Source organism: Streptomyces sp. f51, assembly GCF_037940415.1.
In the GTDB taxonomy this organism is placed as follows: domain Bacteria; phylum Actinomycetota; class Actinomycetes; order Streptomycetales; family Streptomycetaceae; genus Streptomyces.
Map to the genome: position 1 here is coordinate 5,940,670 of NZ_CP149798.1, position 24,260 is coordinate 5,964,929.

Sequence of the window (24,260 nt, forward strand, 5' to 3'; positions counted from 1 at the left end):
ATCGCGCACATCGCGCGACTCCGCCCTGCCCGCTGCCGAGGGCGCCGCTGCCGACGCGGCCGCCCTCCTTCGCGAACGTGGAGTAGATGTCGATGGGGTTCATGTCAGAAGTCCCAGCCGTCGTCGTCGGACTCGTCCTTGACCGGCTGCGGCGCGGCGAAGGACTCGCCGACCATGCCCGCGGTCAGCGTGGTGCCGTCGGCCGGGTCGATCAGGATGAACGCGCCGGTGCGGCGGGAGTCGGCGTAGGAGTCGACCGGGAGGGGTTCGGCGGTGCGGATCTTGACGCGGCCGATGTCGTTGGCGACCAGCCGGCCCGGGTGCGGGTGCAGCGAGAGGTCGTCGAGGGTGAGGCGCGAGGGGATGTCCTTGACGATCGCCTTGACCGTACGGGTGCCGTGCTTGAGCAGCACCCGGTGGCCGACGGTGAGCGGCTCGTCGGCGACGTGGCAGACGGTCGCCTCGACGTCCTGGGTGGTCGCGGGCGCGTCCTTGCTCGGGACGAGCAGATCGCCGCGGGAGACGTCGATGTCGTCGGCGAGCAGGACGGTCACCGACTGGGTCGTCCAGGCCGCGTCGACCGGCTTGCCGAGCAGGTCGATGCCGGAGATCGTCGTCGTCCGTCCGGAGGGCAGCACGGTCACCTGCTCGCCGACGCGGAAGGTTCCGGCGGCGATCTGGCCCGCGTAGCCGCGGTAGTCGGGGTGCTCGGCGGTCTGCGGGCGGATCACGTACTGCACGGGCAGCCGCGCGTGGCAGTGCGCCAGGTCGTGGCTGACCGGCACGGTCTCCAGGTGCTCCAGGACGGTCGGGCCGCCGTACCAGTCCATGTTCGCGGACGGCTCCACCACGTTGTCGCCGGCCAGCGCGGAGATCGGGATAGCGGTGATCTCGGGGACGCCCAGCTCGGAGGCGTACGCCGTGAACTCCTCGGCGATCGCGGCGAAGACGGACTCCTCGTACGCGACGAGGTCCATCTTGTTCACGGCGAGCACGACGTGCGGGACGCGCAGCAGCGCGGCGACGGCGGCGTGCCGGCGGGTCTGCTCGATGACGCCGTTGCGGGCGTCGACCAGCACGACCGCGAGGTCGGCGGTGGAGGCACCGGTGACCATGTTCCGGGTGTACTGCACATGGCCGGGGGTGTCGGCCAGGATGAACCGGCGGCGCGCGGTGGCGAAGTAGCGGTAGGCGACGTCGATGGTGATGCCCTGCTCGCGCTCGGCCCGCAGGCCGTCGGTGAGCAGCGCGAGGTCGGGGGTCTCCTGGCCGCGGCTGCGGGAGGCGTGCTCGACGGCCTCCAGCTGGTCGGTCAGGATCGACTTCGAGTCGTGCAGCAGGCGTCCGACGAGCGTGGACTTGCCGTCGTCGACGGAGCCCGCGGTCGCGAAACGCAGCAGGGTGGTCGCCGACAGCTGTTCGACCGACAGGGGCTCGGTGGGTTCGGTGGTGCTGGTCATGTCTAGAAGTACCCCTCGCGCTTGCGGTCTTCCATCGCGGCCTCGGACATCTTGTCGTCGGCGCGGGTCGCGCCGCGCTCGGTGAGCCGGGAGGCGGCGATCTCGGTGATGACGGCGTCGAGCGTGGTCGCGTCCGAGTCGACGGCGCCGGTGCAGGACATGTCACCCACGGTGCGGTAGCGGACGAGCCGCTTCTCGACGGTCTCGCCGTCCTTCGGGCCGCCCCACTCACCGGCGGTCAGCCACATGTTCGACCGCTGGAAGACCTCACGCTCGTGCGCGAAGTAGATCTCGGGCAGCTCGATGCCCTCACGGGCGATGTACTGCCACACGTCGAGCTCGGTCCAGTTGGACAGCGGGAACACCCGGACGTGCTCGCCGGGAGCGTGCCGACCGTTGTACAGGTTCCACAGCTCGGGCCGCTGACGGCGCGGGTCCCACTGCGAGAACTCGTCGCGCAGCGAGAACACCCGCTCCTTGGCCCGGGCCTTCTCCTCGTCACGGCGTCCGCCGCCGAACACGGCGTCGAAGCGCTCGGACTGGATCTTCTCGGTCAGCGGCAGGGTCTGGAGCGGATTGCGGGTGCCGTCGGGACGCTCGCGCAGCACACCGCGGTCGATGTAGTCCTGCACCGAGGCCACGTGCAGCCGCAGACCGTGGCGTTCCACGGTCCGGTCGCGGTAGTCGAGGACCTCGGGGAAGTTGTGCCCGGTGTCCACGTGCAGCAGCGTGAAGGGCACCGCGGCCGGCGCGAACGCCTTCAGCGCCAGGTGCAGCATGACGATGGAGTCCTTGCCGCCGGAGAAGAGGATCACCGGCCGCTCGAACTCACCCGCCACCTCGCGGAAGATGTGGACGGCCTCGGACTCCAGGGCGTCCAGGTGCGACAGCGTGTACGGGCTGCTCCCGGTCTCCTCGGAGACACTGGCGACGGTCGTCATGCGAGACCCTTCTCGGTGAGCAGCGCGTGCAGCGCGGCGGCGGACTCCTGGACGGTCTGGGTGTGCGACTCGATGCGCAGGTCGGGCGCCTTGGGTGCCTCGTAGGGGTCGTCGACCCCGGTGAGCCCCGTCAGTTCCCCCGCGGCCTGCTTGGCGTACAGGCCCTTCACATCGCGTACGGAGCACACCTCGACCGGGGTCGCCACGTGCACCTCCAGATACGTCGTACCGTTCTCCTGGTGGCGCTCGCGTACCGCCTCGCGGCTGTCGGCGTAGGGCGCGATCACCGGGACGAGCGTCTTGACGCCGTTGCGGGCGAGCAGTTCGGCGAGGAAGCCGATGCGCTGCACGTTGGTGTGCCGGTCCTCGCGGCTGAAGCCGAGCCCCGCCGAGATGAACTCGCGGATCTCGTCGCCGTCGAGCACCTCGACGCGGTGGCCCTGCTCGCGCAGGCGGCCCGCCAGCTCGTAGGCGATGGTGGTCTTGCCGGCGCTCGGCAGACCGGTGAGCCAGACGGTGGCTCCGCTCGTCACTTGCCGCTCCTGGGAGATCGTGGGGTCCGCGGCGGGCGCGGTGTTCGTCGTCATCCGTGCAGTCCGCACTCGGTCTTCGCGCGGCCCGCCCAGCGGCCGGCGCGCGCGTCCTCGCCCTCCAGCACCCGGCGGGTGCAGGGGGCGCAGCCGACGGAGGCGTAGCCGTCCATCAGCAACGGGTTGGTCAGTACGCCGTGTTCGGCGACGTACGCGTCCACGTCGTCCTGCGTCCAGCGGGCGATCGGGGAGACCTTGACCTTGCGGCGCTTCTCGTCCCAGCCGACGACCGGGGTGTTCGCCCGGGTGGGGGACTCGTCGCGGCGCAGGCCGGTCGCCCAGGCCCGATAGTCCGTCAGGCCCTCTTCGAGCGGCTGGACCTTGCGGAGCTTGCAGCACAGGTCCGGGTCGCGGTCGTGGAGCCGCGGCCCGTGCTCGGCGTCCTGCTCGGCGACGCTCCGGCGCGGGGTCAGGGTGATGACGTTGACGTCCATCACGGCCTCGACCGCGTCCCGCGTGCCGATCGTCTCCGGGAAGTGGTAGCCGGTGTCGAGGAACACCACGTCCACGCCCGGCCGGGCGCGCGAGGCGAGATGGGCGACCACCGCGTCCTCCATGGAGGAGGTCACGCAGAACTTCGCGCCGAAGGTGTCCGCGGCCCAGCGCAGGATCTCCAGCGCGGACGCGTCCTCCAGGTCACGCCCGGCCCGCTCGGCCAGGGCCTTCAAGTCGTCGTCCGTGCGCTCGTGCTGAATGACCGTCATATCTCCGCCCCTCCACGCTCTTCCTGCTGCACGCCCCGGGACAGCAGCCCCAGGAACTTCAGCTGGAAGGCTCGGTTGCACGCCGCGCATTCCCACGCGCCGTGGCCCTGTTCGCTGGGTCGCAGGTCCTCGTCTCCGCAGTAGGGGCAGTAGAACGGTGCCGCGCGCTCGCTCACGACAGGGCCTCCTCGGAGGCGCGCGCGGCCCAGACGGCGAAGCGCTCGCCGTCCTCGCGCTCCGCCTGGAAGCGCTTGAGGACACGCTCGATGTAGTCGGGCAGCTCGTCCGAAGTGACCTTCAGACCGCGGACCTTGCGGCCGAACCCGGCCTCCAGGCCGAGTGCTCCGCCCAGGTGCACCTGGAATCCCTCGACCTGCTCGCCCGCGTCGTTCAGCACCAGCTGGCCCTTGAGACCGATGTCCGCGACCTGGATCCGGGCGCAGGCGTTGGGGCAGCCGTTGATGTTGATGGTGATGGGTTCGTCGAACTCGGGGATGCGGCGCTCGAGTTCGTCGATCAGCGAGGCCCCGCGCGCCTTGGTCTCGACGATCGCGAGCTTGCAGTACTCGATGCCGGTGCAGGCCATCGTGCCGCGCCGGAACGAGGACGGCCTGGCAGTGAGGTCCAGCGCCTCCAGGCCCTCGACCAGCGAGTCGATGCGCTCCTGCTCGACGTCGAGGACGATCATCTTCTGCTCGACGGTGGTGCGCACCCGGCCCGAGCCGTGCGCCTCGGCCAGTTCGGCGATCTTCGTCAGGGTGGCGCCGTCGATGCGGCCGACGCGCGGGGCGAAGCCGACGTAGTAGCGGCCGTCCTGCTGCCGGTGCACGCCGACGTGGTCGCGCCAGCGGGCGACGGGCTGGTCGGGAGCGGGGCCGTCGACGAGCTTGCGCTCCAGGTACTCGTTCTCCAGGACCTGGCGGAACTTCTCCACGCCCCAGTCGGCGACCAGGAACTTCAGCCGGGCGCGGTTGCGCAGCCGCCGGTAGCCGTAGTCGCGGAAGATCGAGATGACACCCTCGTAGACGTCCGCGACCTCGTCGAGCGGGACCCAGGCGCCGAGGCGCTGGCCGATCTTCGGGTTGGTGGACAGACCGCCGCCGACCCACAGGTCGAAGCCGGGGCCGTGCTCCGGGTGGTTCACGCCCACGAAGGCGATGTCGTTGATCTCGTGCGCCACGTCGAGCAGCGGCGAGCCGGAGATCGCGGACTTGAACTTGCGGGGCAGGTTGGAGAAGTCCTTGTTGCCGATGATCCGGCGCTGGATCTCCTCGACGGCCGGGGTGCCGTCGATGATCTCGTCCTCGGCGATGCCGGCGACGGGCGAGCCGAGGATGACGCGGGGGGTGTCGCCGCAGGCCTCGGTCGTGGACAGGCCGACGGCCTCCAGGCGGTCCCAGATCTCCGGGACGTCCTCGATGCGGATCCAGTGGTACTGGACGTTCTGGCGGTCGGTGAGGTCGGCGGTGCCGCGCGCGAACTCCTGCGAGATCTCGCCGATGACCCGCAGCTGTTCGGTGGTCAGCCGGCCACCGTCGATGCGCACCCGCAGCATGAAGAACTTGTCGTCCAGCTCCTCCGGCTCCAGGATCGCGGTCTTGCCGCCGTCGATCCCGGGCTTGCGCTGGGTGTAGAGACCCCACCAGCGCATCCGGCCGCGCAGGTCGTTGGGGTCGATCGAGTCGAATCCCCGCTTGGAGTAGATCGTCTCAATGCGTGTCCGCACATTGAGACCGTCGTCGTCCTTCTTGAACTGCTCGTTGCCGTTGAGCGGGGTGAAGTGACCTACGGCCCACTGGCCCTCACCGCGGTGACGGCTCACCTTGCGGCGGGGCGCGACAACGGGATCCTGCGGGGTGGCGGCCATGGCTGATACGTCCTTCGAGACTGCGGGGCAGGTCTGATCTGCGGCTCTGACCTGCGCATACGGGTGCATACGGAAGAATGGGCGCAGCACTGCGCAAGGGTCGCAAAAAGAGGGGGGTCGGCGCTGCTGGGCTGATCAGCTCGCCGGACAGATGGCGCTGGACATGCGGCCGAGGTCGACGTGCCGCCGACTCACCAAGGCAATTCCAGTTCCAGACATGACGGAAGCGTGTCACGGGGATCTGAGGGCAGTCCACCGTCATCCACCATGTGGACACCCTGGTCCCGAATACCGAGACGAGGGTGTTGTCGATCACATGACCGGCCCTCCCGCGGTGCCGTCAGGAGGGCCGGGAGCCGTGGCCACCCCGGTGCAAAACGGGTCAGACGGTGTACGCGCCCGGCCAGGGACCCGGGGTGGCGGCCTCCGCCTCCTCCTCGACCTTGGTGTCGAAGAGCCGGAACCCCCGGCGCAGGTAGTTGTCCATCGCGTGCTCGCCGTCCTTGCTGCACGTGTGCAGCCAGACCCGCTTCGTCCCGGCCCGCCCCGGCCAGCGTTCGGCCAGGTCCCAGGCGCGCGCGACGCCGTACGAGAGGAGGTGTCCCCCGATCCGGCGCCCGCGGAACGCGGGGACGAGCCCGAAGTAGGCGATCTCCACGACCCCGTCGTCCTGGGCGTCGAGTTCGATGTAGCCCGCGGGGGTGCCCCGGTCGTAGGCGACCCAGGTCTCCGTGCCCGGCTTGTCGAGGACCTCCTGCCACCGCGCGTACGTCCAGCCGAGCCGGTCCGTCCAGAGGATGTCCCCGCCGACCGAGGCGTAGAGGAAGCGGCTGAACTCGGGCGAGGGGACCTCGGCGCGGACGATCCGCGGGTCCCCGTCGGGCGCGCTCGCGGGGAGCAGGTCGGCCGGGGCCGTCTGCTCCAGGGACCAGGTGGTCACACTGATGTTGCTCATGACGGCCAGGGAATCACGGCGCCGGGCGCGGCTCCAAAGGCGTCCACGGTTCGGCCGCCGGCCCCGCCGTCCGGCCGGGGCGCGTCCCGGCCGGACGGACGGGAGCGGCCGGACGGGCCCTAGCCGAGCGAGCCGTCGACCGACGCCAGCGGCACCGCGTACAGCACCCGGCGCTCCGCGGCGTCGCTGAGGCTCCACAGCTCGCCGGTCCGCTGCCAGTACGACAGCGACCCGGTGCCGAGGCCCCAGCAGGCGTGCGACTGGTCCGCGGTGCAGGTGGCCGCCCCGGCGCCGTCGCCGTTCTGGCGCCACAGGGACCCGTGGCCCCCACTGCCGTCGGACGGACGCCCGATGTACCACTGGGCCTCGCGGGCGCCCGCGGACCGGTGCGCGAGGGCGCCGGAGATCGCGGACCCCTTGGTCGTGTAGGCCTCGGCCGCGTCCACATGCCCCTGGGCGTCGGCGAGGAGCCCGGTGCGGTACGCGGCGGTGCTGAACGCGTACCGCCAGAGGCGGGTGCGCTGCGGACGGTCGCCGGCGGCCTCCGTCGCGACCAGGCTGTCGGGAGCGGTCGTACGGTCGAGGGAGAGCGAGCCGATACAGGGGACCGTGTGGTCACGGCCGCGGGTGCACGAGCCGCCCTCCGGGTCGTACGAGCCGATGGCGGGGAGCACGTAGCGGTAGCCGGCGGCCGAGTAGCCGTGGCCCACCCGGCCCACGGCGGGGCTGTCCACGTCGGCCCGCAGCAGCCGGTGCAGGTCGAAGACGAGCAGGCCGTCGCCGTGGTCCGCGGTGACGATCAGCTTGTCCTGGTACCAGACCATTCCGCCGAGTCCGGTGCGGACCGCCGTGAAGTCCCTGCCGCCGGCCCGCGGGGCGACGAGCAGCACCCAGCGGTAGCGGAGCGCGTCCGGGTCCGTGGCGTCGACGAAGGCGATCCGGGCCAGTCCGCCGTCCCGGTCCCGGGCGGCAGCCCGTCCGTCGCGGTGGGTCCAGCCGGAGAGGATCACCTGGTGCGTGCCCCACGCGCCGTCGTCGTCGGCGTCGCCGGAGGTGGTCACCGAGCGCGGCCGCCACTGCGTGGTCCGGGCGTCGGCGTCGTCCCAGCAGTACGCGCGGGTGGCCGTCGGCTCGACGGGCAGCGCGTCCCGTTCGTCCGCCGTGCAGTCGGCGGTGCCGCGCATCGCGTGGTCGGTGTCGCCGAGTACCCCGTCGACGCCCACGTTGCCGCCCATGTTCCCGCTGAGCGTGTCGAGCGCGTCCCGGGAGGTCAGGTTCTCGTGGAGGCGCAGCTGCGAGGAGGAGCCGACGCGCAGCGCGGTGAGGCCGCCCGGGCTGTTGGCGCCGGTGGCCTGCGAGGTGCTGATCAGCGTGGCGGCCGCGGTGAGCGCGAGCGCGGTTCCGGCCAGGGTGGCGCGCAGCGCCTGACCCCTTCTTCGGCGACGGTGTCTGCCGCGCTGCTTCATACGTCCTCCCGGATGGGCCAACTGCCTCCCCCGCCGAGGGCGTTGACGGAGAGACGGGTGGGGTGGCCCGTGGAGTGGATGCTACGGCAGTGACCCCCCGGCCAGGACAAAGACGGCGGAATACGCCAGGGAAATACGCTCGGGTCCTCGTGCCCGCCCCTCGTCGCGGCCCTCGCCCCCGTTTCTCAGGACGACTCGGGTCCGGCCGGCGTGCGGGCGCCGAGCACCGCGGGCGCGGTGGAGTGCGGCAGCAGGTCCCGGGGGGCGTCCGGCAGCAGCACCTCGACCTCCACCTCCTCGCGGAAGCGGTACGGCCGGTGGTCGAGCAGCCCGACGAGCCGGCGGCGTACGCGGGACAGTTCGGCGCGGACCGTCACCGTGCGGGTCGGGTCGCCGAAGAGGTCGACCGCGAGCTGGGCCGCGCTGCGCCCCTGCCGGTGCACGGCGAGGACGTAGAGCAGCTCCGCGTGCCGCGGGCTCAGGTCCTGGGCCCAGCTGCCGGCCGTGCCCGAGACGGTGATGTGCGGGCGCCGGGGATCGCCGAGGTCGAGGACGACCCGGCCGGGGCTCCCCAGGTCGTCGGCGCCGGTGACGCGCAGCAGCCAGCCGCCGGGCATCGGCTCGGCGACGCACGTGCCCAGGGAGGGCAGCCAGCTGTGGCCCGCGCCGAAGGAGTCGGGCAGCGCGACCCGGTCCACGGGCGGCATCCCGGTGACCGCGGCGAGCCAGCCGTGGGAGTCCACCACGAGCGCCGGACCGTCCAGCCGGCTCAGCAGGGGCGCGGCCACGGCGCGCAGCCGCTCGATGGACGTCAGATGAGCGGTCCGCAGTTCGCTTTCGGCCAGTCTGGACACCGTGTCGACCAACGCCAGGGTGGCGGGATGGAAGGTGCTGCCCGGGCCGCTCACGTCGATGATGCCGAGCAGCCGTCCGTCGCGCGGGTCGTGGACGGGCGCGGCGGCGCACGTCCAGTCGTGCAGGGCGCGCACGAAGTGCTCGGCGGAGTGCACCTGGAGCGGGATGTCCGCCGACAGGGCGGTCCCGATGGCGTTGGTGCCCGTGGTCTCCTCGCTCCAGGCGGCGCCTTCCTCCAGGCAGATGGCGTCGGCCCGGCGCAGCACGCCCGGGTTCCCCGAGCGCCACAGGACCCGGCCCTCGGCATCGGTGACCACCATGATCTGGAGCGAGGCGTCGGCGACCGTCCCGAGGCCGCCGTGCAGGGTCGGCATCACATCGGCGAGTGCCGTGGACGTCCGCCGGTGTTCGAGTTCGTCCGCCTGGAGCAGGACACTGTTCGTTCCTTGTTCGGGTTTGACGCCGAAACGTTTCGCTCTCTGCCAGGACCGGTCGATCAGCGGGCGCGGGGCGAACGCGCCCCGCCCGCCCTCGGCCGACGCGGTCCAGGTCTGCTTGAGGTGCCCGGCCTTCTCGGACGCGTCGGACGGTGCGAAACGGGCTGGGTCGAACGATGTGGTCTTCACAGAACACTCCCGGAACAAGGACCCCGTACGGGCCGCGGCACCGCCGTCTTCCCACATCGTGCCTGCTCTCGGGGCCGTCCGCCGGAGCTTCGCACAAGGTGCACAAAGGAATGCAACGGTCTGCAACTCTCGCCAACGGTCACAAGGTTCCTCGAAACTGACAGCGACGCCGCCCGTGCGGTGTCCGAGCTCCTCAACGGGGCGAGCGGCGGGGGTGGTGCCGTGTCGGCGCAGCACCACCCCCGCGTCAGCGCTTCCTCAGGCCACCGGCCGGGCCCGCTCCACCACCGTGGCCAGATCCAGACTGTGCGGCAGCGTGCCGAACCCCGTACCCCAGTCACCGCCCAGGCGCGAGGCGCAGAACGCGTCGGCGACCTCGGGGGGCGCGTACCGCACGAGCAGGGATCCCTGGAGCACCAGCGCGATCCGCTCGACCAGCCGGCGGGCACGTGCCTCGATCCCGTCCAGGTCCGCGAGTTCGGTCAGCAGGTTCTTGATGGCGCCGTCCAGCCGGTGATCCGCGCCGCGCGCCTGCCCCACCTCGCGCAGATAGGCGTCCAGGGCGCCCGGCTCCCGCTGGAGGGCGCGCAGGACGTCCAGCGCCTGCACGTTGCCCGCGCCCTCCCAGATGGAGTTGAGCGGAGACTCCCGCAGCAGTCGAGGCATGCCCGACTCCTCGACGTAGCCGTTGCCGCCCAGACACTCCAGTGCCTCCACCGCGACCGGCGTACACCGCTTGGTCACCCAGTACTTGGCGGCGGGCACCGCGAGCCGCAGGAACGCCCGCTCCTGCTCGCTCCCGTCGTCGTACGCCGCCGCCAGCCGCATCGCCAGCGTCGTCGCCGCCTCCGACTCCAGCGCCAGATCGGCGAGGACGTTGCGCATCAGCGGCTTGTCGATCAGACGGCCGCCGAACGCCTCGCGGTACGTGGAGTGGTGGATCGCCTGCGCGACCGCCTGCCGCATCAGCGAGGCCGAACCGAGTACGCAGTCGAGACGGGTCGCGGCGACCATCTCGATGATGGTGCGCACCCCGCGCCCCTCGTCGCCCACCCGGCGCGCCCAGGTCCCCTCGAACTCGACCTCGCTCGACGCGTTGGACCTGTTGCCGAGCTTGTCCTTGAGCCGCTGGATCCGGAAGACGTTGCGGGTGCCGTCCTCCAGGACCCGCGGTACCAGGAAGCAGGTCAGCCCGCCCGGGGCCTGCGCCAGTACGAGGAAACCGTCCGACATCGGCGCCGAGCAGAACCACTTGTGCCCGGTCAGCGCGTACGTCCCGTCCTCCGCGAGGGGCCTCGCCCCGGTCGTGTTGGCGCGGACGTCGCTGCCGCCCTGCTTCTCCGTCATGCCCATACCGAAGAGCGCGCCGGCCTTCTGGGACGCGGGACGCAGTTCCTGGTCGTACACGGCGGACGTCAGACGCGGCACCCACTCGGCGGCGAGCGCCGGGTCGGCGCGCAGCGCGGGCACCGCCGCGTGGGTCATCGACAGCGGGCAGCCGTTGCCCGCCTCGGCCTGCGTCCAGATCACGAAGCCCGCCGCGCGCCTGAGGTGTCCGCCGGGCCGGGTCCACGCCGATGTCAGCCCCGCCGACACGCCCTTGCCGAGGAGGCGGTGCCAGGCCGGGTGGAAGTCGACCTCGTCGATCCGGTTGCCGTAGCGGTCGTGGGTGCGCAGCTTCGGCGGGTTCTCGTTGGCCAGCGCACCCCATTCCTGGACCTGGGCGGAACCCGTCGTCCGGCCGAGCGACGACAGTTCCTCACGCGCCTCCTGGAGAAGCTCTGGATCGAGATGCCGGTCGACCGCCTCCGCGAGGGCCCGGTCGGCGGCGAATACGTCATATCCGACCAGGGGCGGAGCCTGGTTGGTCACGGTGTGGGTGCTGGCTGCCATACCGCTACCGTAAGGACGTGCACCAGGCAAAAGAAACACCTGAACGGCCTCGCTCGGGCCGCTTCCACCGCGCTCGCGCGCTCTACCGGAACGTTTCCAAGCGCAGGACCGCCTGGCTGCTGCTCAAGGACACCGTCAACTCGTGCATGGAGTACCGGATCCTCGGACTCGCGGCCGAGGCGGCCTTCTTCACGCTCCTGTCCGTTCCGCCGCTGCTCCTCAGCATGATCGGACTGCTCGGATACGTGGACGCCTGGACCGGCGCCGACACCATCGCCAGCCTGGAGTCGAACCTCCTGAACGCGTCCCGCACGGTGCTCACCCAGAAGGGCGTCCACCAGATCGCCGAGCCGATCCTGCACGACGTGATGAAGGGCGGCCGGCCCGACATCATCTCCCTGGGCTTCCTGTTCGCCCTGTGGTCCGGCTCGCGCGCGGTCAACGTCTTCGTCGACACCATCACGGTGATGTACGGCCTGGACGGCACCCGGGGCATCGTGAAGACCCGGATGATGTCCTTCCTGCTGTTCATCGTGGCGCTGCTGATCGGCTCCGTGGCGCTCCCGCTGATGGTGGCGGGCCCGGACGCCGTGGTGAGCGTGGTGCCGTGGTCGACGACCCTCGTGCAGATCCTGTACTGGCCCGTCGTCATCGTCCTGTCGGTCGCCTTCCTGACGACCCTCTACCACGTGTCCGTGCCCGTCCGTTCCCCCTGGGTCGAGGACGTGCCGGGCGCCCTGGTCGCCCTCGCGATGTGGGTCCTCGGCAGCTTCCTGCTGCGCATCTACCTGACCAACACCATCGAGGGCCCCACCATCTACGGCTCGCTCGCCGCGCCCGTGGCCGTCCTGCTGTGGATCGGCGTGGCCGCCTTCGCCGTCCTGGTCGGCGCGGCCGTCAACGCCGCCATCGACCGGGTCTGGCCGGCCGCCGCCACCGCCGCTGCCCGCGCCGCCAACGAACGGCTGCGCGAGGCCCAGGCCGCCGAGTACGTGGCCCGCGTCGCCGCACACCGCTCGTACGACGCCGATCCCGACGACCCCGACATGCCCTCCGAGTTCCCCGAACGCTGGTCGCGCTTCCTGCCCCCGGAGGACGTCACCTCCCGCCTGCGCACCCATGCCAAGAACACCCACCACACCCATCACTCGCCGAAGAACGGCGAGGAGCACAAGCCGGGGGAGTGACCCGGGCCGGTCCCTCGTCAGGCCTTCCACACCCCGTCCGCCGCGGCCTCCCGCGCGAACGCGGCGAAGTCGCGCGGTGCCCGGCCGAGGATCTCCCGGACCCCGTCCGAAAGACGGGAGTTACGGCCGTCGAGCAGCGTCCCGAAGACGCCGACGAGGAACGCGGCCTCCGCGGCCGGCACCCCGAAGCCCGTCAGCACGTCGCCGTACTCCCGCGCGGTCACCGGGGTGTACACCGGCTCCCCGCCGCCGGCCCGCGCGATCTCCGCGACCGCCTCCCGGAACGTCAGCAGCCGGGGCCCCGTGATCTCCAGCTCCCGGCCGCAATACCGGTCGCCCCCGGTGAGCACGGCCACCACGACGTCCGCGATGTCCCGGACGTCGATGAACGGCTCCCGCACCTCGCCCGCCGGGAAGACCAGCTCCCCCCGGCGCAGCCCCTCGACCAGCGGACCCTCGCTGAAGTTCTGCGAGAACCACGACGCTCGTACGATCGTCCAGTCCGCGCCGGACGTCCTGAACGCCTCCTCGGTCGGCCGGGCCTGGTCCTCGCCCCGCGCCGACAGCAGCACCAGCCGCCGCACACCGAGCCCCACCGCCTCCCGGGCCAGGGCCCCGACGGCCTTCGTGGCGTCCGGAGAGCCGACGTCCGTGGGATGGGCCAGATACGCGGCGCCGGCACCGCGCAGCGCCCCGGCCCAGGTCGAGGCGTCCTCCCAGTCGAAGCCCGTGGCGCGCGAGGCGGCGCGGACCCTCAGCCCCGCCGCCCGCGCGGCCGCCGCGACCCTGCTCCCGGTCCGCCCCGTGGCTCCCGTCACCAGCACTGTCATGTCCCGCGTGTTCTCTGCCATGCACCTCAGTCGACTGCCGTCCCCGGCGCCGGACCATCGGCGAACGGCTCGTCCCCATAAGCGGTCGTCCACCGGCCGAGGACGGGCGTCCACAGGGCGTCCGGAGTCCTCCACGGCCGTCCGGGCCGCCGTCTACGCTGACGTCATGGACGCTCCGCCGCACTCGGACATGCTCACGCGGGGGGACCCTCTCGCGAGCCTGCTGGAGGGACCGCGCGCGCGGGGTGCCTTCATGATCCGCGCGTGCTTCGACCCGCCGTGGTGCGTCCGCGTCGAGGACCGCGCCGCCCTGACGATCATGCTGGTGGTCCGCGGCGACGCCTGGGTCGTGGGGGACCGGGGCGAGAGGCTGCGGCTGCGGGCGGGAGATCTCGCCATCGCGCGCGGCCCCGACCCGTACCTCTGCGCCGACGACCCCGCCACCCCGCCGCAGGCCGTGATCCTGCCGGGCGGAGAGTGCGCCTACCCGGACGGGCGCTCGCTGAAGGGCCACTGGGACCTGGGCGTCCGCAGCTGGGGCGAACGGCTCGACGGCTCCACGGTGCTGCTGATCGGGACGTACATGATGCCGGGCGAGGTCAACCGCCGGCTGCTCGACGCCCTGCCGCCGGTGCTCGCGCTCCCCTCCGACGTGTGGGAGTGCCCCCTGACACCGATCCTCGCCGCGGAGATGGTCCGCGACGAGCCCGGCCAGGAGGTCGTCCTCGACCGGCTCCTCGACCTTCTGATGATCACCGCTCTGCGGGCCTGGTTCTCCCGCCCCGAGGCCGCGGCCCCCGCCTGGTACCGGGCCCTCGCCGACCCGGTCGTGGGCCGAGCGCTCCGGCTCCTCCAGGACGATCCGGCCCGCCCCTGGACGGTCGCCGCGCTCGCCGCCGAGACGGGCGTCTCGCGCGCCGCGCTGGCCAGGCGCTTCGGTGAACTCGTCGGCGAACCCCCGATGACCTATCTGACCGGCCGCCGTCTCGCCTTCGCCGCCGACCGGCTCCGCGACAGCGACGACACCCTGGAGACGATCGCCCGCCACGTCGGCTACGGCAGCGCCTTCGCGCTCTCCAGCGCCTTCAAACGGGTCTACGGCGTCAGCCCGCAGGAGCACCGGGCCCGCCCGGCGTAGCCTGGCGGACATGTACGCGGAACGGGCGTCCCGGCTGCCGGGCGCGGTGCTCTGGAGCCGGACGGCGACCGCTCCCGCACCGGCCGGGTCCGCGGGGGAGAGCGTCCGCGACGCCGTGCTGCCCGACGGCTGCATGGACCTGCTGTGGACCGAGGGCCGGCTGCTCGTCGCCGGTCCCGACACCCGGCCCCACGTCCCGGACGAGGTGCACGGCGGCTGGGCGGGCGTCCGCTTCCACCCCGGCACCGCGTCCGTCCGGCTGGGCGTACCGGCGTACGAACTGCGCGACCGGCGGGTGGAGTTGACCGACCTGTGGCCGGCCGCCGAGGTGCGTCGCCTCACCGCGAGGATCGACGCGGCCGACGATCCCGTGGACGCGCTCGAAGAGGTCGCGCTGCGCACGGCGGCCGAGGCCCCGCCCCCCGACCCGCTGCTCCTCGACGTGGTCGCCGCCCTGGACGCGGGCCGCCCGGTCGCCGAGACCGCCGACCGACTCGGCCTGGGAGCACGCCAGTTGCACCGCCGCTCGCTCGCCGCCTTCGGCTACGGACCCAAGACCCTGGCACGGATCCTGCGGCTTCAGCGGGCACTCGCCCTCGCCCGGAGCGGCGTGCCCTTCGCCGAGACCGCGCTGCGCGCCGGGTTCGCCGACCAGGCCCATCTGGCCCGCGACGTGCGGGAGTTGACGGGGGCGACGCTCGGGGAACTCGTCGGTGGCCGGTGACTAGCGCGAGGCGTCCGGTTCCGCGGGCAGCGGGGCGAACAGGTCGACGCCGTTGCCGTCCGGGTCGTGCACGACGGCGTACCGCATGCCCCAGAAGGCGTCCCAGGGCTTGAGTTCACCGTGGTGGCCCGCGCCGACGAGCTCCTCGTAGACGGAGTCGACCTCGGCGGGGCTCTCGCAGCGGAAGGCCAGCGAGGCCCGGCCGCCGCCGCTCGGGGGCCGCCACCCGCTGTGGAACGACCGGATGGTGGCTTCGGTGTCCAGCGCGAGGCGCAGCCCGCCGGGCAGTTCGGCCTCGACGTGCGGCTCGTCCGGCGCGCCCTCGGGGAAGACGAGCCCGAGACGGCCGTAGAAGGCGACGGAGGCGGCCATGTCGGAGACGGCCAGCCCGATCACATCGAATCGTGGAGTCATGCGGCCACCGTAGGCGGGCCGCGGGCGCCCGGTCTTGAAGGAAACGGACACCGTCGGGCGGAGGGCGCGGCTTCGCGGACAGGACCTAGGCTCCGGGCATGGTCTTCCGCGTTCTCGTGTACACCCGTACGACCGGCTACCGGCACGACTCCATCCCGGCCGCGGTCGGTGCCGTGCGCGCCCTCGGGCGCGAGCACGGTTTCGAGGCCGACGCCACCGAGGATCCCGCGGCCTTCGAGGCCCCCCTCGACCCGTACGCGGCCGTCGTCTTCCTGTCGACGAGCGGCGAGGTGCTGACCCCGCCGGGCCGCGACCGGCTCGCCGCCCACGTCGAGGACGGCGGCGGCTTCATCGGGGTGCACGCCGCCGCCTGCACCGAATACGACTGGCCCCACTACGGCGAACTGCTCGGCGCCCGCTTCGACCGGCACCCGGACCTCCAGCCGGGCCGGGTCCTCGTCGAGGACCGCGGACACCCCGCGACCCGGCTCCTGCCGCCGGTCTGGGAGTTCACGGACGAATGGTACGACTTCCGCTCCAACCCGCGCGACACGGACGGTGTGCGGGTGCTCGCCCGCGCCGACGAAACCTCCTACCGGGGCGGGGGCATGGGCGCCGACCATCCCCTGGTGTGGTGCCGGGAACAGGGAGCGGGCCGGGTCTTCTACACGGCGCTCGGCCATACCGCCGAGGCGTACGAGGACCCCCACTTCCGCCGGCATCTGCTCGGCGGGATCCTCTGGGCGGCCCGGGACCCCTCCGCGACGGCTGCGGACCGGGACCGCTGACCGGATCCCGGGCACGGGCCGTCCCGTGCCGTACGGCGGTGTCGGCCGTCCGGGGGACCTCCGCAGGAATACCGGGACGCGATGTGGTGCTCTGATCTCTACAGCGCGCGACGGTGAGGAGCTGGTCCCGGATGGCGGTGGACTCGGTGGACTCTGTGGATCCGGTGGCGGAGACGAAGGACCCGGTGGTCTCCACCCCCTACGGAGCGGTGCGCGGCCGGTACGAGAACGGGATCGCGGTCTTCCGCGGCGTCCCCTACGCTTCCCCGCCCTTCGGTGCCCGCCGTTTCCTTCCCCCCGTCCCGCCCGAGCCCTGGGACGGCGTCCGGGACGCCGGGACGTTCGGGCCGACTCCGCCGAAGCCCCCGTACTCCGAGGCGTTCTCCCGGCTCCTCGCCGACCCCGTCGTGCCCGGCGACGACTGCCTCAACCTGAACGTGTGGACCCCGGCGCCCGACCCCGCCGCCCGCCTTCCCGTCATGGTGTGGATCCACGGCGGAGCCCTGACCCGCGGCTCCTCGGCCGTGCCCGTGTACGACGGGCACGCCTTCGCGCGCGACGGCGTGGTCTTCGTGTCCGTCAACTACCGCCTGGGAGTGGAGGGTTACGGCCTGTTCCCGGACGCGCCCGCCAACCCGGGGCTGCGCGACCAGCTCGCCGCGCTGGAGTGGGTGCGGGAGTCCGTCGCCCGGTTCGGCGGGGATCCAGGCCGGGTGACCGTCTTCGGCGAGTCCGCCGGAGCCATCAGCATCGGCGCCCTGCTCGCGAGCCCGCGCGCCCGGGGCCTTTTCCGCAGGGCCGTGCTCCAGAGCGGGCCGCCCGAGGCGAGCGACCGCGACAAGGTGCGCCGCATGGTCCGCAGGATGGCCACCCGGCTGAAGATTCCCGCGACGGCCGAGGCGTTCGCCGCCGTGGACCGCGACCTGCTGCTGCGCACCCAGGCGGAGGTGGGCAGGCTCAGCAGCCCGGTGCTCGGCGGTCCCGCCTTCGGCATCGTCGTCGACGGCGACCTCGTGCCCCGCGACCCGCTGGAGGCCCTGGTCGAGGGCGCCGCGGCCGACGTGGGCCTGATGCTGGGCTGGACCCGCGACGAGTACCGGCTGTGGCTCGTCCCCGGCGGGCTCGTCGAGCGCGTCGACCGGCTCGGTCCTGTCGCCCTGGCCGGCGCGATGGCCCGCTGCCACTGCGGGCACGAGGTGCCCCGCGGCTACCGCGCCCTCCACCCGGAGGACGGCACCGCCGACCTCGTCGGCCAGATGATCACCGACCATCTCCTGCGGGTGCCGCTGCACCGCCTCGCCGACGCGCGGAGCGGCGCGCCCGCCGGTTCCCCCGACGCGGACGCCCCCGGCGGGGACCGGGCCCCCGCGCACGTCTACGAGTTCGCCTGGCCCTCGAACGTGCCCGGTCTCGGTGCCTGTCACGCCCTGGAACTGGGCTTCGTCTTCGACACGGCCGGGGTGCCGGAGGCGGCGAAGCTCGCGGGCGAGGGCGCACCGCAGGAACTGGCGGACGCCATGCACGGCGCGTGGGTGCGCTTCGCGGTCGACGGGGACCCGGGGTGGGACGCCTGGGACGCCTCGCACCCGGTCCGTGTCTTCGGCGCAGGCGACCCGCACACCGCGCACGGGCCGCGCGACCGCGAACTCGCGCTGTGGGAAGCCGAGTCGGCCAGAGCAGTGGCCAGGCCCGCGACCGGCTCCACGCGCAGACACACCGGAAGGTCCACGCTCGGGGCCCTGGGCGCGCCGATCCTCGCGGCCACCGGCCGGCCCGCCACCGGTGCGGGCACGGGTCCCGCGGCGGAGCCCGACTCGGCGCGGGAGCCGGCGTCCGCCACCGCGTCCGACTCGGCGCCGGAGCCGGCGCCCGCCACCGCGTCCGACGCTGCTTCCGCAGGCGCACCCGCTACGGCACCCGTGTCGGGACCCGCCGCCGTTTCCGACTCGGCCTCCGACTCTGCTTCTGAGCCGACCGCCGTGGTCGCTCCCGCGCCCGTGCCCGCATCCGAGCCCGCTCCCGGGGCCGAGCCCGCCTCCGCTCCTGCGGACAGCCCGCCCGGGCCGGGGGAGAGCGTGCCCGCTGCGACTCCTCCAGCCCTCGACACGCCCGTGCGCATCACGACACCGCTGGCGGTCGTACGCCGCTTCCGCCGCCCGGGTTCCGCGGGCCGCCGCTGAGCAGCCACGTCCGCGGCCGCGCGCGGGGCGGGGCTCTCGGAGTGGGGCGTGGGCTGCCGGGGTCGCTTCCGATCCGGGGCGCGGACGTGCCGCGACCGCTTCGGATCCAGGGGCTCGGGCATGCCGTGATTCCTTCGGATCCCCGGGCCCGGGCAACGCTCTCGGTCCCCGGCCCGGCCCCGTGCCAGGGTTCAGGCGGCTTTCAGCGCCGACGCGATTCCCGATATCGCCTCCGGGCCCACCCGGCAGCAGCCGCCGATCAGCCGGGCTCCGGCCCTTTCCCACCCGCCGACCTGGGCGGCGGTGAAGGTGGAGCTGCCGGTCCAGGACCGGGCCTCCGCGTCCCAGGCCTCGCCGCTGTTCGGGTAGACCACGACCGGCTTGCCGGTCACCCGGGCGGCCGTGGCGACGGCCGCTTCGACGTCCTCGGGGGCGCAGCAGTTGACCCCCACCGCGACGACCTCGTCCGCCTCGGCGGCCAGGGCGAAGGACTCCTCCAGCGGCTGCCCGGCCCGCGTACGGTCACCGGCGACGCTGTACGACAGCCACGCCGGTATCCCGAGCCCGCGTATCCCCCGGAGCAGCGCCCGCGCCTCGTCGGCGTCCGGGACCGTCTCCAGGGCCAGCACGTCGGGCGCGGCGGCGGCCAGCACCTCGAGGCGCGGCGCGTGGAACCGCTCCAGTTCCGCGACGCTCAGCCCGTACCGTCCCCGGTACTCGGAGCCGTCCGCGAGCATCGCCCCGTACGGGCCCACCGACGCGGCCACCCACAGGGGCCGCACGGCCCCCTTCGCGTGCGCGCGCCGGGCCGCCTCGCGGGCGGCCTCGACGCTGAGGCCGAGCAGTTCGGCGACGCGTTCGCGCGGGATGCCGCGCCGGGCGAAGCCTTCGAAGGTCGCCTGGTAGCTGGAGGTGATCGCCACGTCCGCGCCCGCCTCGTAGTAGGCGAGATGCGCCTCGACCACGGCCTCGGGCCGGTCCGCGAGCAGCCGCGCCGACCACAGGGAGTCGCCGAGGTCGTGTCCGGCCGCTTCGAGCTGGTTGGACATGCCTCCGTCGAGCACGACGGTGCCGGAGGACAGCGCGGCGGCGAGGGTGAGGGCGTTGTCACTGACCATGTCACGACGCTAGCCGATCGGAGGTTCCGCGCCACGCGCCGTCCATCTGCTGGGCGACCGTCCCGCGGAACGAGAACGGCAGTCACCTCGGTCCGTCGTGATCCGGGCATCGGACCGCCCGTCCTGGACCGTGGTGAACACGTCCGGGAGCAGGTCCTCGCGCAACTGGCCGGTCAGCACGGCGCCCTGGAGCGCGGCACCGATGACCACTCCCTCGGGGACGACGGCCCGGACCGGTTCACGGCCGCCCGCCGTCCCCTCGACGAGCGCGGCGATCGCCGGCATCCGGGTGGCACCGCCGACCAGGACGAAGTGGCCGATCTCCTCGACCCCCTCGATGCCCCGGGCGCTCTCCAGGACCCGACGCACCGTCTCCGCGCAGCGCTCCAGCAGATCCTTCGTCAGCCCCTCCAGCCGAGCGCGTGTCAGCGTGGCTTCCAGGTGCACCGGTCCTGACGGGGAGACCGCGATGTGCGGCAGCACGATGTCGGTGGCCGTGGCCCGTGACAGCTCGATCCTCGCGGCCTCCGCCGCCTCGGCCACCCGCCGGAGGGCGGTCCGGTCGGTGAGCCGGACTCCCTGATGGAGGGCGAGCTCACGGACGAGGTGATCGACGACACGGCCGTCCCAGTCGCTTCCGCCGAGCCGGCTGTCGCCGCCGGTGGCCAGCGTCTCGACGACCCCGTCGCCGATGCCGAGCACGGAGACGTCCAGGGTGCTCCCACCCAGGTCGAACACCATGATGTTCTCCTCGGCCCGGCCGAAGCCGTACGAAAGCGCCGCCGCGGCCGGTTCGTCGAGCATCCCGACCGTCTCGATGCCCGCGAGGTCCGCCGCGTCCGCGAGTGCCGCGCGCTGGACGGGGGTGAAGTGGGCGGGCACGGTGAGGATCGCCCGGGTCACCGTCTCACCGAGGTGGGCTTCCGCGCTCCGGCGCAGGTCGGCGAGGATCCAGGAGGCGACCTCCTCGGCGGAGTGGCGGTTCACCCCCTGCCGGTGGGTCCATCCCGTGCCCAGTTCCGGTCTGACCCGGTGGATGCCGCCGCCGGGAACGCGGGAGGCCGGCTCCTCGGCGGCCTTGCCCACCAGCAGCGTCCCGTCCTCGGCGAACGCCACGACGCTGGGGGTCGTGAGCTCGCCGTGCCGGTTCGGGACGACCCGTACCCCGCCGTCGACGAAGACGGCCACCGCGGAACGGGTCGTCCCGAAATCGATGCCGAGGATCCTCGATCCGTCCGTCTCGCGCGGGGCGCCGGGACGCGGCGAGGGCGCCGTGCTGGGGACTGGCACGCGGAGGGTGTCGGAACGTGCCGGGCCCGCGGGCGCGGCGGCGGGGCGGAAGCCGGGGTTGCGCGTCAGATAGAGCGTGCCCTCGGCGTTGTTGACGCTGCGGGTCGGTGTCTGGCCCGGCAGCCGGCTTCGTACGTGCTCGTGGACGAAGGCGTACAGCTCCTCGGCCGACACGTACCCGTCCCCGTCCAGGTCGGCCGCGCCGTCCCGCAGCCCCTCCACGACGGCGGCGGTGAAGACGGACGGCTCCGCCTTTTCCCTGCTGGTCAGTTCGTTCTCGTGGCTGTACTGGAGGGCGGTGGAGGAGGTGATGACGATCCGGCCCAGCCCGGAGAAGGGCTCCCTCACGTCGACGCCGGGCGCGGCCCCGCGGGTCCTGAGCCCCTTCGTGAATGCCCCGCTGTAGCAGCAGTCCAGCAGGACGACCGCCCGGCGGCAGAAACTCTGCTCCAGCTGGTCCGCGACGAACAGGGAGGACACGGCGGTCGCGTCCAGATATGCCTCCTCGGTGTCGGAGGCGATGAAGTGCAGCCGGCCGCGCGGGTCCTTGCGCCCGTGGCAGGACAGGTGGAGCAGGAGCAGGTCCTGGCTTCCGGCCCGGGCGAAGAAGGACTGGATCGCCTTGCGGATCTCCAGTGCCGTGCCGTTCTCGACGACGGTGACCTCGAACTCCCCGACGGCCGGGTCGCCGAGCACGGCGGCGAGGTGCTCGGCGTCCGCCGCGGCTCCCGGCAGTTCCTCGAAACACCCGTCCGCGTAGTGCTGGTTGACCACGAGGAGTGCCGCTTTACGCATCCGGCGTGTCGGCCTCTCGCGGGGCGTGCCGGTCGGCGAACAGCTCGACGGCCCGCCGCTGGTCGGCGCGCGAGACCGAGGTCAGGTGGAGTTCCTCGCCGCCGATCGTCACGTCGATGGAACCCGAGTTGCGGCGCGCGAGCCAGTCCTGGACCAGCGCGAGGACCGCCCGCAGCGTCGGTGCGCTCGTCGCGCCGACGAGGAGCGTCGTGAGGACCACCGTCTCCCCGGCCCGGGTGCCGCCGGTGGCCGGGCCGCCCGACGGGTGCCGCACGAACGACAGCTCCAGCAGGGACAGTTCCTCGGCCAGGAGGGACACGGCGTCCTCCGCGCCGTAGGGGTCCGCCTCGTCGGTGAACGTCAGCACGGCCTCGTATCGCGGATCGCTCAAGGTTCCCTCCCCGTGGTCACCGGGCCCCCACCCGGGAGAGGCCAGTGTGGCAGCACGGAGTCGCCCTTCGGGCGGAATGAGGCGAATACGGCCTCTTCGCGCGCGAGCCGAGCAAGCTGCCGCCCGCCGCGTCGGGACCGCGAGGCCGGGGGAGTCGACCGATGCGCCGCAGTCGTCGGGCCGCCCTCTGGAAAGCGGTTGCCGAACGGAGGTACCGTCGGGCCCGGTCCAGGACAGGAAGGTCGCCGATGCCCGTCGAGCCCGCCGAGGACAGGTCCCTGAGCCCGTACACCGGCCGCACCCGCGCCCACTGGGAGGCGGCCGCGGACTCCCTGCTCGCCGCCGTCGCCCCGTACGCCACGGACGACCAGGCCCTGTACCACTTCCCCGGACAGCACACGAGCAGCGCCGGCCGGCTCTCCGACGGCCTGGAGGGCTACGCCCGCACCCTGCTGCTGGCCGGCTTCCGCCGGGACGAGAAGGTCCTGGACCGGTACGCGCGGGGGCTGGACGCCGGGCCCATGGGCGTCTGGCCCCGGATCGAGGACCGCAGCCAGCCCCTCGTCGAGGCCGCCTCGATCGCGCTCGCGCTGCGGCTCACGCGCCCACTGCTGTGGGACCGACTGGACGACGCCGTGCGGCAGCGGACCGCCGCATGGCTCGGCGACGCGCTGACCGCCGAACCCTGGCCCTGCAACTGGGAGTTGTTCCCGGTGACGGTCGGCGGCTTCCTCCAGGAGGCCGGGTACGAGCCCGAGGCGTCGCGCGCCGCGGTCGAGCGGGGACTGGAGCGCATCGAACAGTGGTATCTCGGCGACGGCTGGTACACCGACGGCCACGGGCGCAAGTTCGACTACTACAACGGCTGGGCGATGCACCTCTATCCGGTGCTGCACGCGTGGCTGGCCGGCGACGCCCCGCTCCTCGACCTGTACGCCGGCCGGCTCGAGGCTCATCTCGGCGACTACGCCCGCCTGTTCGGCGGCGACGGCGCGCCGATGCTCCAGGGCCGCTCGCTCACCTACCGTTTCGCGGCCACCGCCCCACTGTGGCTCGGCGCGCTCACCGGCCGTACCCCGCTGTCCCCGGGCGAGACCCGCCGCCTCGCCTCCGGCGCTCTGAGCCACTTCCTCGACCGGGGCGCCCTGGACGGGGACGGCCTGCTCACCCTCGGCTGGCACGGCCCCGACGAGACGTTCCTCCAGCACTATTCGGGCCCCGCCTCGCCGTACTGGGCGAGCAAGGCATTCGTCGCCCTGCTGCTGCCCCCGGAGCACGAGGTCTGGACGGCGACGGAGGAACCGGGCCCGGCGGAGCGCGCCGACGCCGTCACTCCGGTCGGCCCGCCCAACTGGCTGCTCCAGTCGACGCGTTCGGACGGTCTGGTCCGCCTCCACAACCACGGCAGCGAGGACGTCCGCTACGACCCCTTCTACACGCGGCTCGCCTACTCGACGGTGACGCGGCCCGCGCCCTCGTACGACAACAGTGTGATCGTCGGCGGCGACGCGAGCCGTACGGGGATCGTGCCCCTGGGCGTCGGGGAGGGCTGGGCGGCCTCCCGGCACGCCGTCTCGGAGGGAGTCGCGGCCGTCTCCCTCGTGGTGGCGCGGGGTGCCGTCGAGGTGCGGGCCCATCTGGTGTCGGGCGCGGACCCGGGCACGGCGGTACGGGTCACGGGCTGGGCGGGGCGCGGCGAGGCGCGGTCCGAACTCCTGCCCGCGCACGGCCTGTCGCAGCCGGGACCGGACTCGGGGGCGGACGCGGGACTCACGGGCGTCACCGGGGAGGCGCCTTCCCTGTTCGTGGCCCTCGTCCGCCTCACCGCCGACCCGGACCCCCTCCCGCTCGGTGACCTGGTGTCGGTGCGGGTGACGACTCCCGAGGGCGCGACGCCCGGGACCCACCACCTGACGGTGACCTGGACGGGCGGGGGCACGGCGGGCTTCCGGTTCGACGGCGCCGGTGGGATCGTCCCCCTGGACGGCGGCGGCCCCTCGGCCGTTCCCTACAGTTCGGGGTGAGGCGGAAACAGGTCCGCCGGGGCA

The 24,260-nt window shown here is 73.1% G+C and carries 21 protein-coding genes and 1 pseudogene; 6 read left to right on the forward strand and 16 right to left on the reverse strand.

What is annotated here, in order from left to right:
- Positions 1-104: 104 nt before the first annotated feature.
- The 11 genes from WJM95_RS25790 to WJM95_RS25840 form a co-directional block, all read right to left on the reverse strand.
- A complete protein-coding gene (locus tag WJM95_RS25790) occupies positions 105-1,460 on the reverse strand; it encodes a GTP-binding protein (RefSeq protein WP_339132176.1) in 1,356 nt (451 codons plus the stop codon).
- Positions 1,461-1,462: 2 nt separating this feature from the next.
- A complete protein-coding gene (gene cysD / locus WJM95_RS25795) occupies positions 1,463-2,401 on the reverse strand; it encodes a sulfate adenylyltransferase subunit CysD (protein WP_339132177.1) in 939 nt (312 codons plus the stop codon).
- Positions 2,398-2,988 (reverse strand): adenylyl-sulfate kinase, encoded by a 591-nt coding sequence (gene cysC, locus WJM95_RS25800; protein WP_339132178.1) that lies wholly within the window; start codon positions 2,986-2,988, stop codon positions 2,398-2,400. Before cysC ends, cysD begins: the two co-directional genes overlap by 4 nt.
- On the reverse strand, positions 2,985-3,695 hold the full coding sequence (locus tag WJM95_RS25805) for a phosphoadenylyl-sulfate reductase (RefSeq protein ID WP_339132179.1): 711 nt from the start codon (positions 3,693-3,695) through the stop codon (positions 2,985-2,987). The genes cysC and WJM95_RS25805 overlap by 4 nt, the downstream gene beginning before the upstream one ends.
- The gene (locus WJM95_RS25810; protein WP_339132180.1) at positions 3,692-3,871 is read right to left on the reverse strand and encodes a hypothetical protein; all 180 of its coding nucleotides are present in this window, start codon (positions 3,869-3,871) and stop codon (positions 3,692-3,694) included. Before WJM95_RS25810 ends, WJM95_RS25805 begins: the two co-directional genes overlap by 4 nt.
- A complete protein-coding gene (locus WJM95_RS25815; protein ID WP_339132181.1) occupies positions 3,868-5,562 on the reverse strand; it encodes a nitrite/sulfite reductase in 1,695 nt (564 codons plus the stop codon). Before WJM95_RS25815 ends, WJM95_RS25810 begins: the two co-directional genes overlap by 4 nt.
- Positions 5,563-5,697: 135 nt before the next feature.
- A complete protein-coding gene (locus WJM95_RS25820) occupies positions 5,698-5,781 on the reverse strand; it encodes a putative leader peptide (RefSeq protein WP_309486338.1) in 84 nt (27 codons plus the stop codon).
- Positions 5,782-5,944: 163 nt separating this feature from the next.
- Positions 5,945-6,517, reverse strand: a complete 573-nt coding sequence (locus WJM95_RS25825) for a GNAT family N-acetyltransferase (RefSeq protein WP_339132182.1) — start codon at positions 6,515-6,517, stop codon at positions 5,945-5,947.
- A 119-nt stretch (positions 6,518-6,636) separates the two neighbouring features.
- Positions 6,637-7,983: a hypothetical protein gene (locus tag WJM95_RS25830; RefSeq protein ID WP_339132183.1), complete on the reverse strand. Its 1,347-nt coding sequence runs from the start codon at positions 7,981-7,983 to the stop codon at positions 6,637-6,639.
- Positions 7,984-8,168: 185 nt separating this feature from the next.
- Positions 8,169-9,464 (reverse strand): GAF domain-containing protein, encoded by a 1,296-nt coding sequence (locus tag WJM95_RS25835; RefSeq protein ID WP_339132184.1) that lies wholly within the window; start codon positions 9,462-9,464, stop codon positions 8,169-8,171.
- A gap of 258 nt (positions 9,465-9,722) precedes the next feature.
- Positions 9,723-11,357 (reverse strand): acyl-CoA dehydrogenase family protein, encoded by a 1,635-nt coding sequence (locus WJM95_RS25840; protein ID WP_339132185.1) that lies wholly within the window; start codon positions 11,355-11,357, stop codon positions 9,723-9,725.
- A gap of 17 nt (positions 11,358-11,374) precedes the next feature.
- On the opposite strand from WJM95_RS25840, the gene WJM95_RS25845 reads away from it, so the two are divergent.
- Positions 11,375-12,544 (forward strand): YihY/virulence factor BrkB family protein, encoded by a 1,170-nt coding sequence (locus tag WJM95_RS25845; protein ID WP_339132186.1) that lies wholly within the window; start codon positions 11,375-11,377, stop codon positions 12,542-12,544.
- Positions 12,545-12,561: 17 nt separating this feature from the next.
- Here WJM95_RS25845 and WJM95_RS25850 read toward each other — a convergent pair whose 3' ends face one another.
- Positions 12,562-13,395 (reverse strand): NAD(P)H-binding protein, encoded by an 834-nt coding sequence (locus WJM95_RS25850; protein WP_339132187.1) that lies wholly within the window; start codon positions 13,393-13,395, stop codon positions 12,562-12,564.
- Between the two features lie 145 nt (positions 13,396-13,540).
- Between WJM95_RS25850 and WJM95_RS25855 the strand changes: the two genes are divergently transcribed.
- Positions 13,541-14,512: an AraC family transcriptional regulator gene (locus tag WJM95_RS25855; RefSeq protein WP_339132188.1), complete on the forward strand. Its 972-nt coding sequence runs from the start codon at positions 13,541-13,543 to the stop codon at positions 14,510-14,512.
- A gap of 10 nt (positions 14,513-14,522) precedes the next feature.
- A complete protein-coding gene (locus WJM95_RS25860) occupies positions 14,523-15,236 on the forward strand; it encodes a helix-turn-helix transcriptional regulator (RefSeq protein WP_339132189.1) in 714 nt (237 codons plus the stop codon).
- Here the strand turns inward: WJM95_RS25860 and WJM95_RS25865 are convergent, their stop codons facing one another.
- Positions 15,237-15,650, reverse strand: a complete 414-nt coding sequence (locus tag WJM95_RS25865) for a VOC family protein (RefSeq protein WP_339132190.1) — start codon at positions 15,648-15,650, stop codon at positions 15,237-15,239.
- Positions 15,651-15,748: 98 nt separating this feature from the next.
- On the opposite strand from WJM95_RS25865, the gene WJM95_RS25870 reads away from it, so the two are divergent.
- Both WJM95_RS25870 and WJM95_RS25875 read left to right on the forward strand, forming a co-directional pair.
- Positions 15,749-16,438: a ThuA domain-containing protein gene (locus tag WJM95_RS25870; RefSeq protein ID WP_339132191.1), complete on the forward strand. Its 690-nt coding sequence runs from the start codon at positions 15,749-15,751 to the stop codon at positions 16,436-16,438.
- Between the two features lie 131 nt (positions 16,439-16,569).
- A pseudogene (locus WJM95_RS25875) lies at positions 16,570-18,102 on the forward strand (carboxylesterase family protein); the annotation flags it as partial.
- Between the two features lie 707 nt (positions 18,103-18,809).
- On the opposite strand, the gene mmuM reads toward WJM95_RS25875, so the two are convergent.
- From mmuM to WJM95_RS25890, 3 genes are read right to left on the reverse strand one after another with little or no spacing between them, the layout of a single operon-like run.
- On the reverse strand, positions 18,810-19,736 hold the full coding sequence (gene mmuM, locus WJM95_RS25880; protein WP_339132192.1) for a homocysteine S-methyltransferase: 927 nt from the start codon (positions 19,734-19,736) through the stop codon (positions 18,810-18,812).
- Positions 19,737-19,745: 9 nt separating this feature from the next.
- On the reverse strand, positions 19,746-21,821 hold the full coding sequence (locus WJM95_RS25885; protein ID WP_339132193.1) for an Hsp70 family protein: 2,076 nt from the start codon (positions 21,819-21,821) through the stop codon (positions 19,746-19,748).
- Positions 21,814-22,212: a hypothetical protein gene (locus WJM95_RS25890; protein ID WP_339132194.1), complete on the reverse strand. Its 399-nt coding sequence runs from the start codon at positions 22,210-22,212 to the stop codon at positions 21,814-21,816. Before WJM95_RS25890 ends, WJM95_RS25885 begins: the two co-directional genes overlap by 8 nt.
- A 248-nt stretch (positions 22,213-22,460) precedes the next feature.
- Between WJM95_RS25890 and WJM95_RS25895 the strand changes: the two genes are divergently transcribed.
- Positions 22,461-24,236: a DUF2264 domain-containing protein gene (locus tag WJM95_RS25895; protein ID WP_339132195.1), complete on the forward strand. Its 1,776-nt coding sequence runs from the start codon at positions 22,461-22,463 to the stop codon at positions 24,234-24,236.
- Positions 24,237-24,260 lie beyond the last annotated feature (24 nt).

Coding starts and splice junctions, on each gene's coding strand:
- mmuM (WP_339132192.1), bottom strand. CDS start 19,736: ATGGTCAGTGACAACGCCCTCACCCTCGCCGCCGCGCTGTCCTCCGGC.
- WJM95_RS25815 (WP_339132181.1), bottom strand. CDS start 5,562: ATGGCCGCCACCCCGCAGGATCCCGTTGTCGCGCCCCGCCGCAAGGTG.
- WJM95_RS25895 (WP_339132195.1), top strand. CDS start 22,461: ATGCCCGTCGAGCCCGCCGAGGACAGGTCCCTGAGCCCGTACACCGGC.
- WJM95_RS25830 (WP_339132183.1), bottom strand. CDS start 7,983: ATGAAGCAGCGCGGCAGACACCGTCGCCGAAGAAGGGGTCAGGCGCTG.
- WJM95_RS25850 (WP_339132187.1), bottom strand. CDS start 13,395: ATGGCAGAGAACACGCGGGACATGACAGTGCTGGTGACGGGAGCCACG.
- cysD (WP_339132177.1), bottom strand. CDS start 2,401: ATGACGACCGTCGCCAGTGTCTCCGAGGAGACCGGGAGCAGCCCGTAC.
- WJM95_RS25825 (WP_339132182.1), bottom strand. CDS start 6,517: ATGAGCAACATCAGTGTGACCACCTGGTCCCTGGAGCAGACGGCCCCG.
- WJM95_RS25885 (WP_339132193.1), bottom strand. CDS start 21,821: ATGCGTAAAGCGGCACTCCTCGTGGTCAACCAGCACTACGCGGACGGG.
- WJM95_RS25865 (WP_339132190.1), bottom strand. CDS start 15,650: ATGACTCCACGATTCGATGTGATCGGGCTGGCCGTCTCCGACATGGCC.
- WJM95_RS25805 (WP_339132179.1), bottom strand. CDS start 3,695: ATGACGGTCATTCAGCACGAGCGCACGGACGACGACTTGAAGGCCCTG.
- WJM95_RS25855 (WP_339132188.1), top strand. CDS start 13,541: ATGGACGCTCCGCCGCACTCGGACATGCTCACGCGGGGGGACCCTCTC.
- WJM95_RS25840 (WP_339132185.1), bottom strand. CDS start 11,357: ATGGCAGCCAGCACCCACACCGTGACCAACCAGGCTCCGCCCCTGGTC.
- WJM95_RS25820 (WP_309486338.1), bottom strand. CDS start 5,781: ATGTCTGGAACTGGAATTGCCTTGGTGAGTCGGCGGCACGTCGACCTC.
- WJM95_RS25870 (WP_339132191.1), top strand. CDS start 15,749: ATGGTCTTCCGCGTTCTCGTGTACACCCGTACGACCGGCTACCGGCAC.
- WJM95_RS25790 (WP_339132176.1), bottom strand. CDS start 1,460: ATGACCAGCACCACCGAACCCACCGAGCCCCTGTCGGTCGAACAGCTG.
- cysC (WP_339132178.1), bottom strand. CDS start 2,988: ATGACGACGAACACCGCGCCCGCCGCGGACCCCACGATCTCCCAGGAG.
- WJM95_RS25860 (WP_339132189.1), top strand. CDS start 14,523: ATGTACGCGGAACGGGCGTCCCGGCTGCCGGGCGCGGTGCTCTGGAGC.